This window comes from Thermostichus sp. OS-CIW-33, assembly GCF_054059615.1.
The window spans coordinates 88,443-102,942 of record NZ_JBSSCH010000009.1; the positions used below are offsets into that span (position 1 = coordinate 88,443).

Sequence of the window (14,500 nt, forward strand, 5' to 3'; positions counted from 1 at the left end):
TCGACATGGCCTATGACAACGTCTGCAAATATCTGGCCGAGCGTTTCCCAGAGCAGTTTGCCCGCTGGCTCATGGGAGAAGTGGCTCGGCTCCGACTCTATCGGAGGTATCCTCACCTATCGGTGCAGCAGGTGGTCATTGACTTGCGCAAAACGGGGTCGGAGCGAGTTTTCCAGACCTCTTTTCGTCTAGAGAGGCTGAGCCATGAGTTTGATGTTGTCCGCCTGTGGGAATGTGATTTGAGGGCCGGAGCGGATCGGCAAGCCCTACTGCCTTTTCGGGTTCTGAGCCAGGTGGAAGATCCAGCAGAAACCTTGCGAGAGGTGGTCAGTGAGCTAGAGAGCTTGGCAGACCCCAGTGAGAGAAGGGAATTGGCAGCCGCAACAGCCGTCTTGGCGGGACTAGCATTGGATCGGGGTTTGATTGGCAGATCATGAGGTCTTTGGATATGAGGGAATCGGTGATCTACCAAGAGTGGCGGGCAGAAGCTCTGCGAGAGGGACTGGAAGAAGGGCGCAAAGAAGGACGCAGAGAAGGACTACAACTGGGCCTGCAACAAGGGCTACAACAAGGATTGCAACAAGGATTACAACAGGGATTGCAACACGGGGAAGCAACGCTGGTTTTGCGGCTGCTCAGGCGGAAGTTGGGATCCCTTGACCCGGCCCTTGAGAATAAGATTTGGGCTTTGTCAACGTCACAACTGGAGGCGCTGGGGGAAGCTCTGTTGGACTTCAGCAGCTCGGAAGAGTTGACCGCCTGGCTGGCCCGTCAGCTAGAAACCGCAGGAGCCCCGCTCTCTGCCCACAGGGCAAGGGTCGGGAGGAATGTGAGTAAAATGCAATAAGGCTATGACCCAAGTCCTGACCGTTTCTTGCAAGCTCAAGGTGTCCCAGTCGCAAGCCGCCAAATTGGACGAGACATTGGATGCTTTGTCGCTACGCGACGCTAACGCGAACGGCCAAGCCTTGAACTGGGTCAACCAAAACACACCCGAGAAAGTCGTCAACCCACTGAAACTCCAATCCCTGTGCTACTACGAAATCCGTGCCCGTTTCGGCTTGTCCAGTAATTTGGCAAGGACTACGTCCCGCTTACGCGACCAACAGATATGCAGACGGGTAGCGTCTGCTCGCAAGGTGGCACAACAGAAAAACCGCCCGGTCAAAGCGTTGTCGCTACGCGACGCTAACGCGAACAAGGGTGGCTTCGCTACCTACGACGCTCGTATCTTTTTGTTTCGCGAGAAAGACTGGACGGTGTCGCTGTCGCTACGCGACGCTAACGCGAACACCACGGTGGAGGGTCGAGAACGCTTTGAGCTGGCGATTGGTCATTACCAGAGAGAACAGTTGGCAGGCTCCAATCCCAAAAAGACCTCCGGTCCGCTGACGCGAAAGACCTCCGGTCCGCTGACGCGAAAGACCTCCGGTCCGCTGACGCGAACGGCCACTCTGGTCAAGCGCAAAGACGGTTCCTACTCCATCCAGATTTGCGTGGAAGCAAAGTTACCGGAACAGCAGAACACCGCTCAGGTGGTAGGCGTGGACTTGGGAAGGACAGATATTGCCCATACGTCAGAGGGGGACAACTGGAATGGACAGCAGTTGAACAGAGTCCGAGACCACTACTCCCGGTTGAGGGCGGTACTCCAACGCAAAGCCAGTAAGGGCACACGCAGTTCGCGGCGCAGATGCAGAGAACTGTTGCAACGGCTGTCTGGTAAGGAGAGACGCTTTCAGTCGCGTCAGCGTTGCGTAGCAAAAACGTGGGTCAATCATTGCATCTCTAAAGCTATTGTTTCTAGGGCAAAGGCCACAAATAGCGCTATTGCTTTAGAGGACTTGACAGGGATACGGGAGCGTATCAACCAACAACCCCGCAGCAAAGCCGAGCGGCGCAGGGCCAACAGTTGGGCGTTCTACCAACTGAGGCAGTTTCTGGAATACAAGGCGAGAGTTGCAGGGGTTTCTCTGATCCTTGTTCCGCCTGCTTATACCTCGCAGACCTGTCACAAGTGTTTGCACATCCATCCCGACCCTGCGCAATCCTATCGCAGTGGGAAGAAGTTTAAGTGTGGGCACTGTGGATGGGAAGGGGATGCGGACTGGAATGGGGCCAACATGATTGCCAAACTTGGGGCTGCTGTAAACCAGCCTAGGGGTCCGTGGTTGGCTTGCCAACTACAGGGCTACCGAAAGCCTGCACTCTTTCGCTTTAGCGGTGCGGAGCGCTCTGCGTCAGCATGAGTGCGGGTAGTTTACTAGAGGCGCTGGATGGCAACAGGAACTTGGGGAGTGGCAATGGTGCAAGTCGAGGTGTTGGCAGAACAGGCACAAAGCTGTGCCCAGCGGTTGGGGATCCCTCAGTTTGATCTCTACGGGGCTCAAGTGGATGAAACCAGCGTGCAGGTAGATCATGGGGAACCTCGCCAGGTCAAGGCTTCCCACCGCTGCAGCGTGACGGTGCGGGCCTGGAACGACCAGGGTCAGGTGGGGGTGACCTCCACCACTGATGTGGATGAGGCGGGGCTGGAACTGGCCCTGCAAACAGCCTTTGAAGCCAGCCATTTTGGCGTGCGGGAACATGCCCCTCAATTCAGCCCGGAAGCCACTCTGCCCATTGCCCAGCCTTGTAATGACAAAGGGCCGTTGGCTTTGGCCGGCGACTTGTTGGAACAGTTGGTGGCTGCTGAAAAGGCACTCCTGGGATCCCATCCCGCCATTCAGGGGGTGCCCTATAACGGCCTAGCGCAGCGGCAGATCAACCGCTTCTACCTCAACAGCCACCAAGCCCTACGACAAGAGGAGCATACCCTCGCTTCGGTTTTTCTCTACAGCAAGGCAGAGCAAGAAGGTCGCAAACCCCGCAGCGCCGGAGCCATGCGAGTGGCTCGCAGCCTGGATGAGTTGGATATCCAGGGTTGTGTGCAGGAAGCTGCTGAGAAACTGATTAGCCATCTGGAGTACGAGCGGATCCCCTCTGGAAAATACACAGTGGTCTTTTCCGGAGAAGCCTTTTTGAGTTTGTTGGGCGCCTTCTCCAATGTGTTCAATGCTCAAAACATTTTGGACAACCAAAGCCTGTCCACCCCAGAATCCCTGGGCAAGACCATTGCCTCGCCTCTCCTATCGGTGTGTGATGATGCCCTACACCCGACCAATGTGGGAGCGATCAGCTTTGATGGCGAAGGCACACCCACTCGCCGCGTCCCCCTCATCACCAATGGGGTCTTGACCCACTTTTTGCACAGCGCCGGTACGGCTAAGCGCCTAGGAGCCAAGCCCACTGGCCATGCCAACATCGGCGCCAAGGTCACAGTTGCCGCCCACTACTACCATGTATTTGCCGGGGCACCGCCGGAGAGCACCTATGACTTGGCTACGGCTGAAAATGTAGTTTGGATCGATGAGCTGCAAGCGCTTCATGCCGGCGTTAAGCCCCTACAGGGATCCTTCTCGCTGCCGTTTCAGGGGTGGTGGGTGCGCCAAGGAGAGCGCATCAGCATCGAAGCCGCCACGGTGGCCGGAGACTTTCTGGAGTTGTTGAAGTCGATTTTCTACGTCGAGCCCGAGCCGCAAGTCACACCGGGTGGGCTGTGTCCCCGCATCTGGGTTGCCGATCTCTCCACTACCGGCCAATAACCTTACTTTCAACTTATGAAACTGACCCGCATCGACCTCAACAGTTGGCTCATCCACACCCGGGAGCAAACCTTCCTATTGGATCCGTGGCTGGTGGATCCCTTGGTGTTTCTGGGGATGCCCTGGTTCATCCGCCTGGAGCACCGCCAGCCGCTCCCTTTTACGCCGGAGACCTTGCCCAAAATCGACGGGATCCTCCTCAGCCAAGCCCAGCCGGATCACTGCCACCCACCAACGTTGCAGCGCCTGGATAAGCGGATCCCCGTTTTGGCCTCGCCGGCTGCAGCCAGAGTCGTGAAGAGTCTGGGATTTGCAACAGTTCAAGCTCTGGATCCCTGGCAGTCCGCTCAGTGGGGGGATCTGCGCGTCACGGCCATTCCCGGTGCGCTCCTGGGGCCTGTCCGTGAGCTGGGCTATCTGCTGGAAGAGGTGTCCTCCCAGACACGGCTTTACTACGAGCCTCATCTTTCCCAACCGGATGTCCGGCTGCGATTGCAGCAGGAATTGTGCCCCATTCATACTCTGCTGATCCCGGTGGTGGGGCAGATCTTTCCCCTCTTGGGAGAGGTGATCATGGGGCCAGAGCGGGCCCTGGAGGTGGTGGCAGCCCTACGCCCCCAGCAGGTGATCCCTACGGCGATGGGAGAGGTGGACTACCACGGGTGGTTTGCCGCCCAGATCCGCCCCTTGGGCAGCCTGCAGGAGTTTCGAGAAAAGCTGGCAGCCTTGAATGCCGCCACGTCCCAATCCATCCAGTTGTGTTGCCCCGCCCCTGGGGAAACGGTGTCTCTTTCTGTCGCGGCCAAGACATGAGCCTTCCTTCCCAAGCCCCGCCTAGCGCCGATCTGGTGGCCATCTTGCGGGCAGATTACGCTCGCTTTCCCCAGGATCAGACCTATGCGATCTACGACCCGCAGGTTTACTTCCGGGATCCCCTCAACGAGTTTCGCGGCTTGGATCGCTATCGCCGCATGATCGAGGGGATAGGGCGTTGGCTACAGGATATCCGTCTCGAGCTGCAGGATATTCGACAAACCGGCAGCCAGATCCGCACCGAGTGGATCCTAAGCGGTTCTTTGGCTTTGCCTTGGCGTCCCCGCCTGTGCATCCCCGGCTGGACAGAAATACAGATCAACGAGTCGGGGTTAATCGGATCCCATATTGACTACTGGCGATGCTCCCGCTGGGAAGTGCTGCTGCAAATGTTTCGGCCTGGGGATCCCAAAGGATCTCATTGATGGCTTCCATCCTCTGCTAGGATCACAAAGCTGACTTTTTAGCTCTCTGGAAAGTCGCCCCTGTTCTCAATCTGGAGAGATGGCCGAGTGGTCGAAGGCGCAGCACTGGAAATGCTGTGTGGGGCAACTCACCGTGGGTTCGAATCCCACTCTCTCCGCTGGAACTTGTTTGTGAGAGCAACTCACCGTGGGTAGGGCCATCCGGCCCGCTGGCGCGACCGAATCCCACTCTCTCCGCTGGAACTTGTTTGTGAGAGCAACTCACCGTGGGTAGGGCCATCCGGCCCGCTGGCGCGACCGAATCCCACTCTCTCCGTAATCCGATAACGTCCACTGAAGTCCAGAAAGCTCTTACCCAGCAAGGCTTCTGGGCTTTTTAGTGTCCACGATAGACCGGGGAAACCCACTGTAATCCAGGCTAAAGTGGGACACAATAGGGGATATAACAGACGGGGTGCGACATGGCCCTGTCAGAGATGGCCATTCGGAATGCCAAACTCAAGGACAAGCCGTACCAGTTGCCGAATAGAGAAGCAAGGCCATCCTGCCTGCCGAAGTTTTTGCCGAACCAGCTGACTATAGACTAACGGCCAACCGTAGGACGATGCCGACAAGAGCTACGGTGGCAGCTCCAATCAAGGCAAAAGCCAGGTTAACCACTTGGGCGCTAGCCTTTTGATAGGTGTCAATTCGTTCTAGGATCACCCGGTTTTCTATCCCCTGCTCGGCCCAACGTCTCTCCTGCTCAGCCCAACGTCTTTCCTGCTCGGCCCAGCGCTTTGCTTGATCGGCTGCCAGGGCTTCTAGCCGCTCGTTGGTTCTGGAGACATCCTGCCGGAGTCCTTCCACATCCTGTCGGATCTCTTCCACATCTTGCCGGATCTCTTCAATAACACTCAATACATCCCTGAGGGTGGGTTCACCGGCGGGCATCATAGAGCTGCAACCTCACTGAACAGCAAACGGTCTGAGCTCGCTAGATCAACTCGCTCACCGGGAAGCGATCCAGCATTTTTTGGGCTTGACGGGCATTTTCCCGTAACTCCGCCGGCAGATGGGGAACATAAGGGATCTGAGAAAGCAAATCCAGCGTGCGGCGGATCAGGCGCACCAGGTCTCCGGCATCTAGGTTGGTGCTGGCTTCCAGGGTCTCCCAAGGGATCCCTTGCGCCCAATGTTCGACGATCCCAGCCAAGCTGGGCTCAAACCCGATCGGCACATGAAACACCTGGTGTTGCCGTTGGCTGCGGAACAGCTGCCGCCGTAAACCCCGCAATCCGTGCAGCACATCCTCCACCAGTCCTGAGGTGCGCAGCCGGCTGTAGGTACCTGAACGGGGAGCCTCTGAGACCAAGGCAGCCACAACTCCGGCCAAATGATGGGGAGCACAGCCCTGACACTCACCCGAGAGCAGAGCCAGCGCCAGCCAGAGCTCGTTATCCCCCCGCAGCGCGGCCACCACCTCTCCGCTATCGGTAGGTTGATATTCTTGCAGACAGTTGAAATCCTGCAACACCCCCACCAAGGCCATAAATTGTTGCCAGCGCAACTCCTGCACGGAATCGCTCTGCCGCTCCAGGTGCTCGAGGCGCTTGAGCAAGCGCTGTCGTTTTTCTCGCAAACCCAGCAACTTTTTCCCCACTTGGTGAGCGGGGTTCTCTCGGATTTGAGCTTCTAGGGCACGGATTTTTTCCTCTTGGGCTTGGATGTGGGGAAAGGCCAACAGCCGCAAGGTGGGATCCGGCTCAGCTTCCCGTTGTTTGAGCAAGTAGCGCAAAATGCGTCGTTCTTCCCGCCGTTGCGCCTGCATCTTCTCATAGCGGGCGATATCTTCGTCGGCAATGCCTCCCAAGAGACGGTCGATCTCCTCCAGCTCGGCGCGCGTGTGCAGGATCTCCTGTTGTTCGGGCAACTTTTGCAACGAGAGCAAATACTGGCCGAAGCTGCGGTTGATCAGATCCCGTGCTGCTTCCAAAGAGTGCTTTTGCAGCAGGTTCAGCACCATGCCATAGGTGGGGGTAAACTGGCTCACCAAGGGATCCGCTCCAGAGGTGGCCAGCCGCGCAGCTTCTTGGGCCCCCTCAAACGGGGATTGCACCGTCACCACATGGCCGATGATGTCCTTGCCCCGCCGTCCGGCTCGGCCCGACATTTGCATGAACTCGGAAGCGGTCAAGAGGCGGTGGCCGTTGTCGGTGCGCTTAGAAAGGGAGGAGATGACAGTTGTGCGGGCGGGCATGTTGATCCCGGCGGCCAAAGTCTCAGTGGCGAAGACCAGCTTCACTAGCCCCTGCTGAAACAGATGCTCCACCAGTCCCTTCCAGGCAGGCAACATGCCGGCATGGTGAGCGGCAATACCCCGGTAAAGGGCATCCAACTGATCTCGGCGGACAGCTTCGGGCGTTTCTCGACAAAAGCGGTCGATCTGCTCGGCCAACTGCTGCCGTTCTTCCTCGCTGGCTACCAAGTCCAGATCCCTTACGCTGGCCACGGCCATATCACAGCCTTTGCGACTGAAGATGAAATAGATGGCCGGCAGCATGTCCCGCTGGCGCAAGTTCTCCACCACCTGCACCATATCCGGCACTCCCCCATAGGGAGACTGACCTGACTTGGGGAGTTTGCTTTTCAGGCGGCGATTGCAAACCCACTGGCCGGACTCGGTTTGCTCCAGCAGGGGGAACAGCCCTTTGCGATTGGCAAAGTGAAATTGCAGCGGCACCGGGCGGTGGTTGGAGTCGATCAGATGGGTGGGGCCATGCACCTGGTTCATCCAATCGGTGAGCTGGTCGCTGTTGGCCAGGGTGGCAGAAAGGGCAATGAGCTGGATCGTGGGGGGGCAGTAGATGATTGCTTCTTCCCAGACGGTGCCCCGCTGCTGGTCGTTCATGTAATGGCATTCGTCCAGGATCACCGCCTGCACCTCTCGCAAGGGATCCCGACTCAGGGCCTCCGCCTCCTCCCAAGGTTCCATCCCATCGCCGGAGGCTCCTCTCTGAACGGCCAGAGAGAGCGGCGTGCCATAGAGCATGTTGCGGAAGATCTCGGTGGTCATCACCAAGATCGGCGCCTCCCGGTTGATGGAGATGTCGCCGGTGAGCAGGCCAACCTGTTCTGGGCCGAATTGCTGGCCAAAATCCCGGAACTTTTGGTTGGAGAGGGCCTTCAGGGGCGTTGTATAGAAAACCCGCTTGCCCTGGGATAGGGCCCGATAGATGGCATACTCTCCGATCAGGGTCTTGCCGGATCCCGTGGGAGCACAGACCACCACCGATTCCCCAGCAGCCAGAACCTGAATGGCTCGGATCTGAAAGTCGTCCAGCTCGAAGGGGAAAAGCTGCCGCAACTCGTCCAGCAAATCGGTTGCCGGGGAGAGAAGCGCACTCATGGGATCCAAATCAGCATTGGGAAACCTGGAAACCCGCCCAATTCACTGCTTCCTGTGGGTTGTACCTTCTAGGATACAAGCTTTCTTGGGGCGTCGACTGCTCCCCTGCAAAAAGCGCCAGTTACTCTGCTTCTTTGGATCAAGAACAGCAGCTCAAGCAAGTGCTAAAATGGGGTGCCGTTGCCGGATGCTATCGTGCTGGTCGTCATCGACAACTACGACAGCTTTACCTACAACTTGGTGCAGTACCTGGGGGAGTTGGGAGCTCAGCTTCAGGTTTTTCGCAATGACCAGCTCTCCGTTGACGACCTGCGCCGAATGCAGCCGCAAGCTGTAGTTATCTCTCCTGGGCCAGGGCGGCCGGAAGATGCCGGGATCTCCCTGGAGTTGATTCGGGAGCTGGGGCCAGAGCTGCCGATTTTGGGGGTTTGTCTGGGGCACCAGTGCATTGGCCAGGTCTATGGTGGTCAGATCGTGCGCGCACCTGAGCTGATGCATGGCAAAACCTCGCTCATTTACCATCGAGGGGTGGGGGTGTTTGAGGGGTTGAGCCAGCCTTTCACGGCCACCCGCTACCACAGCTTGGTGATCGAGCCTTCTACGTGTCCTGACGAGCTGGAGGTGACGGCTCAAACAGGCGATGGGATCATCATGGGGGTACGCCACCGCCGCTATCCCCACGTTCAGGGCGTGCAGTTCCACCCGGAGAGCATCTTGACTGCAGAGGGCAAGCGCTTGTTGAGCAACTTCCTGCGCAGCGCCAAAGCCTCAACTGCTGCTCAGCCCAATGTTTCGCAGAAACCTCAGGAAACCGTTGCCGTTGTTACATCAGGGATCCCCACTCCATGAAGCGTCGCCAGCTTCTGCAAGCCAGCGCTGGGCTGCTGGGATCGATGGCCGTGAACCTGGCCAGAGGGCGCAAAGCGGGCGCTCAGACAGCGCCGGCACAAGGTTCGGAAACGCCAACAACCCCAGGGTCTATAGAGTTCACTCCCGGCTCCAGCTCGCAGGGGCTGCAACTGACTTGGCTGCACCACAGTTGTGTTTTGTTCGAGGGGGAGGGCCGACGGTTTCTGGTCAACCCGTTTCGGCCGGCGGGCTGTACGGCTGGCTATCCTGCCCCACGAGTTGCTGCCGATCTGGTGTTGCTCAGCAGCCGCTTGTTGGATGAGGGTGCTTTGGATGTGGTGCCCGGCAACCCCAAGGTGCTGTTTCAGCCGGGAGACTATCTGATTGACGGGATCCGGGTGCAAGGAGTACGCATGCCCCGTGGCCCTCGCTTTGGCGTAAACGTGGGTTGGCGCTGGCGCATGGCTGGGATCGACATTGTCCATTTGGGAGGGGCGCTGCAGCCAATTACGCGGGAGCAGTCCATCCTGCTTGCTCGTCCCGACCTGTTGCTGGTGCCGGTGGGGGGTGGGCCGAAAAATTACGATCCTGCTGGGGCCAAGGCGGCCATTGAAGCGCTGCAGCCGAAGTTGGTCATCCCCACCATGTATCGCACGGCCGCCGCCGAGGAATCCCAATGCGAGCTGCTGCCGCTGCAGGAGTTTTTGCGTCTCTTCCCCGCTGCTGCCGCGCAACCTGCCCTCAGCAACCCGTTGCTGCTCTCGGCCCAGGCTCTGCCCAGGCAGGGGCTCGCCATCCTTTTCTTTGAGGAATAGGGCTATGCGAGGTCAGGTCCTAAAAATCGCTGTCGGACTGGGATCCCTAATGGTGGGGGGTCTGGGATTCTATGGATACTCCCTACCAGAAGATCCACAAGCCTTGGCCCAAGCCAACCCGCTGCGGCTGCAACTGGCTCTCTGGCTGGGGAAAGACGCCAACGCCGTCGATGAGCGGGGCAAGACAGCCCTGTTTTTCGTAGAAAGCGGCCTCAACGCCCGTCTTTTGCTGGCAGCGGGGGCGGATCCCAATCAACTAGACTATGGGGGAGCCAGCCCCTTACACCAAGCCGCTCGCCTGGGCAACCCTGAGGTTACGAAAGCCCTGCTCCAGGGAGGGGCCGAGGTGAATGCTCGTTTTGGCGCCGGTGGCCTTCCCCTGCATTTTGCCGCTTGGTCCGGCAACCCCGAGGTCGTTCGGCTGCTGCTGGAACATGGCTCCGAGATCGACGAGCCGGACGACTACGGCCTCACGCCCCTGCGCATTGCCCAGGATCTGCGCCGCTGGGAAGCTGCAACCCTGTTGTCCCGCTGGCCCCGCTCCGCCTCAACCGACGGGCATACAGATTGATTCCCCTTCTCTACCACCCCAGCACCCAGGCGAAGATCAAAGGCGCCACGATGGTGGCATCCGACTCGATGACAAATTTGGGGGTGTCGATCCCCAATTTGCCCCAGGTGATCTTCTCATTGGGCACTGCCCCCGAGTAGGAACCGTAGCTGGTGGTGGAGTCGCTGATCTGGCAGAAATAGCCCCACAGGGGTACGCCCTGGCGACCCAGATCTTGATGGAGCATGGGCACCACACAAATGGGGAAATCCCCAGCAATGCCGCCGCCAATTTGAAAGAAGCCAATGGAGCACTCCGCCGAGGTGTGCGTGTACCAGTCCGCCAGGTGGATCATGTACTCGATCCCTGTGCGGACGGTATGCACATTGCGGATCTCACCCGTGATGCAGTGGGCGGCATACATGTTGCCGGTGGTGGAGTCCTCCCATCCCGGCACATAGATGGGCAAGTTGGCCTCCATAGCGGCGTAAACCCAAGAATCCCGGGGATTAATTTGGTAGTAGGGCTCCAGCCGGCCACTGCGCAGGATGCGGTAGATAAACTCGTGCGGGAAGTAGTGTTCCCCGGCCTGGTCGGCAGCCATCCACTCTTCCAAGAGGGCTTTTTCTAGGCGCCGCATCGCCTCCTCTTCGGGAATGCAGGTATCGGTTACCCGGTTCAGGTGCCGCTTCAGCAGCTCCTGCTCCTGCTGCGGGCTAAGATCGCGGTAGTGGGGCACCCGCTCGTAGAACTCATGGGCGATGAGGTTAAAGATGTCCTCTTCTAGGTTGGCGCCGGTGCAGGAGATGGCGTGAACCTTACCCTGCCGGATCATCTCAGCTAGGGAAAGGCCCAGCTCTGCTGTGCTCATGGCACCGGCCAAGGTCACCATCATCTTGCCGCCCTTTTCCAGGTGAGCACAATAACCTTTGGCTGCATCCAGCAGCGCGGCTGCGTTGAAGTGGCGAAAATGATGTTGGATAAATTGGCTGACGGGGCTGTTGGTCACGATTTTTCCGGTCACTCTGACCTGGTGAAGCACGATTTTCTAGTCTATCAACTTTAGGGGCGCTGACAAGCTTTGCTTGGGGATACCTTTATCGGTATTGGCAACCATTCCCCTGCAGGTCGGCTGGAGCAGGTTGCGTTGCGAAGCCGGGATCCCATACCGGTTCTCACCCGGCCTTGGCTGAGACAAAGGGATCGCCTGCCCATGTCAGAATGGTGGCGAATCACCGCCCTATATCCGTTCACGCTATCTGTTCACGTTGGGTTCATGCCTCCTGTCAGCACTGTCGAGCCAGCCGAGCCCATTGCCGAAGTCCAATCTCCTGAGCTGGCTTCTTCTCCTGCCGAGCCATTGCCTGGCGCTGTGGACATGTCAGTGCCAACAACGACCGGGATCTCTATGGGATCCCTGCGGCGCTGGTGGGCGCGATGGAAGCAAAAACTGCGGTTGGAAACTCAGTTGCTCTTTGTGGCAACGCTGGTGGTCTCATTGGTGGTGAGCAGTTTCACCTTCTGGGCCGTCAGCACCGTGCAGCAGGATGCTCGCTTCAACGAAGCCCGCTTTGGCCGAGATCTGGGGCTGCTCTTGGCCGCCAATGTCGCCCCCCTGATTGCGGAAGATCGCATTGGCGAAGTGGCGCAACTGTCCCGCCAGTACTTTGAGAGCACCAGCAGCATCCGCTATTTGCTCTACGCCGATCCCGAAGGAAACATCTACTACGGGATCCCGTTCTCCAATCAGGAGGTGAAAACCTCCCTCAGCCTTACCCGTCGCATGCAACTGCCGGACAACCGTCCTCCTGCTGAGGGCCAACCGCTGGTGCGCACCCACCTTACCCCTGCTGGGCGGGTGACGGATATTTTCGTCGGCATCTACCATCAGGGCCGCTTTTTGGGCACCCTCGGCTTGGGCATCAATCCCAATCCCGCCCTGGTGCGCTCCACCCAGCTGGCGCGGGAGGTCTCGATTGGGGTGTTTTTGGCGGTGTGGGTCTTGGCCATCCTGGGAGCGGTGGTCAATGCCCTCACCATCACCTATCCCATCAAAGAGCTGGTCAAAGGTGTCCAGGAGATCACCAAAGGTAACTTCAAGCAGCGCATCGACCTGCCCTTCGGGGGAGAGCTGGCCCAGCTCATCGACAGCTTTAACGAGATGGCGGAGCGGCTGCAAAGCTACGAAGAGCAAAACATCGAGGAACTGGCTGCAGCCAAAGCCAAGTTGGAGACCTTGGTCTTCTCCATCGTCGATGCTGCCATTTTGCTGGATGCCGAGTTGCGGGTGCTGCTGCTCAACCCTGCCGCCTCCCGCATGTTTGGCTGGGAAGGGGATCCCGTTTTGGGCAAACCCCTGCCGGAGCTGTTGCCGGAGGATCTGCGGCAGCAACTGGCCCGCCCCCTGATGCAAATTGCCCGCGGGGATCAAGAAGCAGAGGAAGTTCGCGTCAACCTCACCGGCCCCACCAAGCGTGTTATCCGCATCCTGCTTTCGCCGGTGTCGGATCCGCGGCGGCAAAATCTCAAGGGGATCGTGATGACGGTGCAGGACATCACCCGCGAGGTGGAGCTCAACGAAGCCAAGGCTCAATTCATCAGCAACATCAGCCACGAGCTGCGCACCCCCCTCTTCAGCATCAAGTCTTTTATCGAGACCCTCTACGAGTACGGCGAGCAGATGTCCTCGGCGGAGCGGCTGGACTACCTGGAAATTGCCAACCGCGAAACCGACCGCCTCACCCGCCTGGTCAACGATGTTTTGGATTTGTCTCGTCTGGAATCGGGCAAGCAGTACCACTTTGAAGGTGTCGACATCGCGGCAGTGATCGAGCAGACTTTGCGCACCCACCAACTGCAGGCCCGCGACAAAGGGATCCAGCTGCGCAAGTTCGTCGATCCGGATCTGCCTTTGGTGTGGGGCAACTACGATCTGCTGCTGCAGGTGATGACCAATCTCCTGGGCAATGCCCTCAAGTTCACCCCCTCAGGGGGCCTGGTGACGGTACATGCCCACCTGGTGGTTCAGGCGGATGGATCCCCGCAGGCAGTGCGGGTGGCGGTGGCCGATACGGGCATTGGCATTGCCCCAGAAGATCAGGAGCGGATTTTCGACCGCTTTTTCCGTGTCGAGAACCGGGTCCACACCCTAGAGGGCACCGGCCTGGGGTTGGCCATCGTGCGCAACATCCTGGAGAAACATCGAACCCGCATCTGCCTGGAGAGCAAGCTAGAACAGGGATCCACCTTCTGGTTCGACCTGCACCTGTACACTGAAGAGGGACCGCTAGAGTTCGAGGTTCAGCCAGCCGAGACGGATCCCCCCAGTTGCTGCTGGCGGGAGCATCCCCGCCATTCCCACCAAACCTAAGGAGCCAAGATGGAAAGCCTACTGGCCATTTTTTTGGGGCTGGGCCTCAGTGCTGCCTGTGGCTTTCGTATTTTTGTGCCGCTGCTGGTGATGAGCATAGCGGCTCAGGCTGGACATCTGGAGCTGGCTCCCGATCTGCAATGGATTGGCTCAGAGGTGGCGCTGCTGGTTTTTGTGGTGGCCACCTTTTTCGAGGTTTCTGCCTACTACGTGCCCTGGGTGGACAACTTGCTAGATGTAGTGGCAACGCCGGTGGCAGTGGTGGCCGGAATCCTGGTGATGTCGGCGGCAATGGGGGACATTGGTGACCTGAGCCCGATGTGGCGCTGGGCTTTGGCTGCCATTCTCGGAGGGGGGGCTGCTGGGATCACCCAAGGCACCACCGATGTGCTGCGATTGGCCTCTACCACCACCACAGGGGGGCTGGGCAACCCGCTGTTGGCCACCGGCGAAAACGTCACTTCTCTGCTGCTGGCGGTGGTGGCGGTGCTGGCCCCTTGGCTGGCAGTGCTGCTGATGGGTTTGCTGGTGTACTGGCTGGGCAAACGGGCGTTGAAACTGGGGTTCCGCAGCAGAAATGCCGCTCCCAAGTCTCAGGGATCCCCGCCGACGGCTGTTCTACACTGGAGAAGGTTTTAACTGGATG

At 58.7% G+C, this 14,500-nt stretch carries 14 protein-coding genes and 1 tRNA gene; 12 read left to right on the forward strand and 3 right to left on the reverse strand.

Features of this window, described 5'->3' with window-relative positions:
- Positions 1 to 5 precede the first annotated feature (5 nt).
- The 7 genes from ACVWZG_RS08665 (at position 6) to ACVWZG_RS08695 (ending at position 5,040) form a co-directional block, all read left to right on the forward strand.
- Positions 6 to 437, forward strand: a complete 432-nt coding sequence (locus tag ACVWZG_RS08665; protein WP_457405976.1) for a hypothetical protein — start codon at positions 6 to 8, stop codon at positions 435 to 437.
- Positions 434 to 847, forward strand: coding sequence for a DUF4351 domain-containing protein (locus ACVWZG_RS08670; protein ID WP_414331009.1), 414 nt, complete (start codon positions 434 to 436; stop codon positions 845 to 847). Before ACVWZG_RS08665 ends, ACVWZG_RS08670 begins: the two co-directional genes overlap by 4 nt.
- A gap of 4 nt (positions 848 to 851) precedes the next feature.
- The gene (locus ACVWZG_RS08675; protein WP_457405974.1) at positions 852 to 2,249 is read left to right on the forward strand and encodes an RNA-guided endonuclease InsQ/TnpB family protein; all 1,398 of its coding nucleotides are present in this window, start codon (positions 852 to 854) and stop codon (positions 2,247 to 2,249) included.
- A 54-nt stretch (positions 2,250 to 2,303) separates the two neighbouring features.
- Complete coding sequence (locus ACVWZG_RS08680) at positions 2,304 to 3,644, forward strand: TldD/PmbA family protein (protein WP_457405972.1); 1,341 nt, start codon at positions 2,304 to 2,306, stop codon at positions 3,642 to 3,644.
- Positions 3,645 to 3,659: 15 nt separating this feature from the next.
- Positions 3,660 to 4,457, forward strand: a complete 798-nt coding sequence (locus ACVWZG_RS08685) for an MBL fold metallo-hydrolase (protein WP_457405970.1) — start codon at positions 3,660 to 3,662, stop codon at positions 4,455 to 4,457.
- A complete protein-coding gene (locus ACVWZG_RS08690) occupies positions 4,454 to 4,882 on the forward strand; it encodes a DUF2358 domain-containing protein (RefSeq protein ID WP_457405968.1) in 429 nt (142 codons plus the stop codon). Before ACVWZG_RS08685 ends, ACVWZG_RS08690 begins: the two co-directional genes overlap by 4 nt.
- Positions 4,883 to 4,955: 73 nt before the next feature.
- Positions 4,956 to 5,040: transfer RNA gene (locus ACVWZG_RS08695), tRNA-Ser, on the forward strand.
- A gap of 418 nt (positions 5,041 to 5,458) precedes the next feature.
- On the opposite strand, the gene ACVWZG_RS08700 is transcribed toward ACVWZG_RS08695, so the two are convergent.
- Together ACVWZG_RS08700 and ACVWZG_RS08705 are read right to left on the reverse strand one after the other, a co-directional pair.
- A complete protein-coding gene (locus tag ACVWZG_RS08700; protein ID WP_414331067.1) occupies positions 5,459 to 5,818 on the reverse strand; it encodes a hypothetical protein in 360 nt (119 codons plus the stop codon).
- Between the two features lie 40 nt (positions 5,819 to 5,858).
- Positions 5,859 to 8,270 (reverse strand): DEAD/DEAH box helicase, encoded by a 2,412-nt coding sequence (locus tag ACVWZG_RS08705; protein WP_457405967.1) that lies wholly within the window; start codon positions 8,268 to 8,270, stop codon positions 5,859 to 5,861.
- A 195-nt stretch (positions 8,271 to 8,465) separates the two neighbouring features.
- Here ACVWZG_RS08705 and ACVWZG_RS08710 point away from each other — a divergent pair, with 195 nt between their 5' ends.
- From ACVWZG_RS08710 to ACVWZG_RS08720, 3 genes are read left to right on the forward strand one after another with little or no spacing between them, the layout of a single operon-like run.
- Positions 8,466 to 9,119: an anthranilate synthase component II gene (locus ACVWZG_RS08710; protein ID WP_011433980.1), complete on the forward strand. Its 654-nt coding sequence runs from the start codon at positions 8,466 to 8,468 to the stop codon at positions 9,117 to 9,119.
- The gene (locus ACVWZG_RS08715) at positions 9,116 to 9,934 is read left to right on the forward strand and encodes an MBL fold metallo-hydrolase (RefSeq protein ID WP_414413658.1); all 819 of its coding nucleotides are present in this window, start codon (positions 9,116 to 9,118) and stop codon (positions 9,932 to 9,934) included. Before ACVWZG_RS08710 ends, ACVWZG_RS08715 begins: the two co-directional genes overlap by 4 nt.
- A 4-nt stretch (positions 9,935 to 9,938) precedes the next feature.
- Positions 9,939 to 10,505 carry an ankyrin repeat domain-containing protein gene (locus tag ACVWZG_RS08720; RefSeq protein WP_457405966.1) on the forward strand — a complete coding sequence of 189 codons (567 nt, stop codon included), beginning with the start codon at positions 9,939 to 9,941 and terminating at the stop codon, positions 10,503 to 10,505.
- Positions 10,506 to 10,515: 10 nt separating this feature from the next.
- On the opposite strand, the gene ACVWZG_RS08725 is transcribed toward ACVWZG_RS08720, so the two are convergent.
- Entirely contained in the window at positions 10,516 to 11,493 is a 978-nt protein-coding gene (locus tag ACVWZG_RS08725; RefSeq protein ID WP_457406058.1) for a deoxyhypusine synthase family protein, read from the reverse strand.
- 369 nt (positions 11,494 to 11,862) lie between these two features.
- Here ACVWZG_RS08725 and ACVWZG_RS08730 point away from each other — a divergent pair, with 369 nt between their 5' ends.
- Both ACVWZG_RS08730 and ACVWZG_RS08735 read left to right on the forward strand, forming a co-directional pair.
- Complete coding sequence (locus ACVWZG_RS08730) at positions 11,863 to 13,854, forward strand: HAMP domain-containing sensor histidine kinase (protein WP_457406055.1); 1,992 nt, start codon at positions 11,863 to 11,865, stop codon at positions 13,852 to 13,854.
- 9 nt (positions 13,855 to 13,863) lie between these two features.
- Positions 13,864 to 14,493: a DUF4126 domain-containing protein gene (locus ACVWZG_RS08735; RefSeq protein WP_414413217.1), complete on the forward strand. Its 630-nt coding sequence runs from the start codon at positions 13,864 to 13,866 to the stop codon at positions 14,491 to 14,493.
- The last annotated feature ends 7 nt before the right edge of the window (positions 14,494 to 14,500 follow it).

Bases quoted from the DNA above. Each gene is read 5' to 3' on its own strand.
- ACVWZG_RS08675 (WP_457405974.1), top strand. From the start codon at position 852: ATGACCCAAGTCCTGACCGTTTCTTGCAAGCTCAAGGTGTCCCAGTCG.
- ACVWZG_RS08690 (WP_457405968.1), top strand. From the start codon at position 4,454: ATGAGCCTTCCTTCCCAAGCCCCGCCTAGCGCCGATCTGGTGGCCATC.
- ACVWZG_RS08730 (WP_457406055.1), top strand. From the start codon at position 11,863: ATGTCAGTGCCAACAACGACCGGGATCTCTATGGGATCCCTGCGGCGC.
- ACVWZG_RS08670 (WP_414331009.1), top strand. From the start codon at position 434: ATGAGGTCTTTGGATATGAGGGAATCGGTGATCTACCAAGAGTGGCGG.
- ACVWZG_RS08700 (WP_414331067.1), bottom strand. From the start codon at position 5,818: ATGATGCCCGCCGGTGAACCCACCCTCAGGGATGTATTGAGTGTTATT.
- ACVWZG_RS08665 (WP_457405976.1), top strand. From the start codon at position 6: ATGGCCTATGACAACGTCTGCAAATATCTGGCCGAGCGTTTCCCAGAG.
- ACVWZG_RS08680 (WP_457405972.1), top strand. From the start codon at position 2,304: ATGGTGCAAGTCGAGGTGTTGGCAGAACAGGCACAAAGCTGTGCCCAG.
- ACVWZG_RS08735 (WP_414413217.1), top strand. From the start codon at position 13,864: ATGGAAAGCCTACTGGCCATTTTTTTGGGGCTGGGCCTCAGTGCTGCC.
- ACVWZG_RS08705 (WP_457405967.1), bottom strand. From the start codon at position 8,270: ATGAGTGCGCTTCTCTCCCCGGCAACCGATTTGCTGGACGAGTTGCGG.
- ACVWZG_RS08715 (WP_414413658.1), top strand. From the start codon at position 9,116: ATGAAGCGTCGCCAGCTTCTGCAAGCCAGCGCTGGGCTGCTGGGATCG.
- ACVWZG_RS08685 (WP_457405970.1), top strand. From the start codon at position 3,660: ATGAAACTGACCCGCATCGACCTCAACAGTTGGCTCATCCACACCCGG.
- ACVWZG_RS08720 (WP_457405966.1), top strand. From the start codon at position 9,939: ATGCGAGGTCAGGTCCTAAAAATCGCTGTCGGACTGGGATCCCTAATG.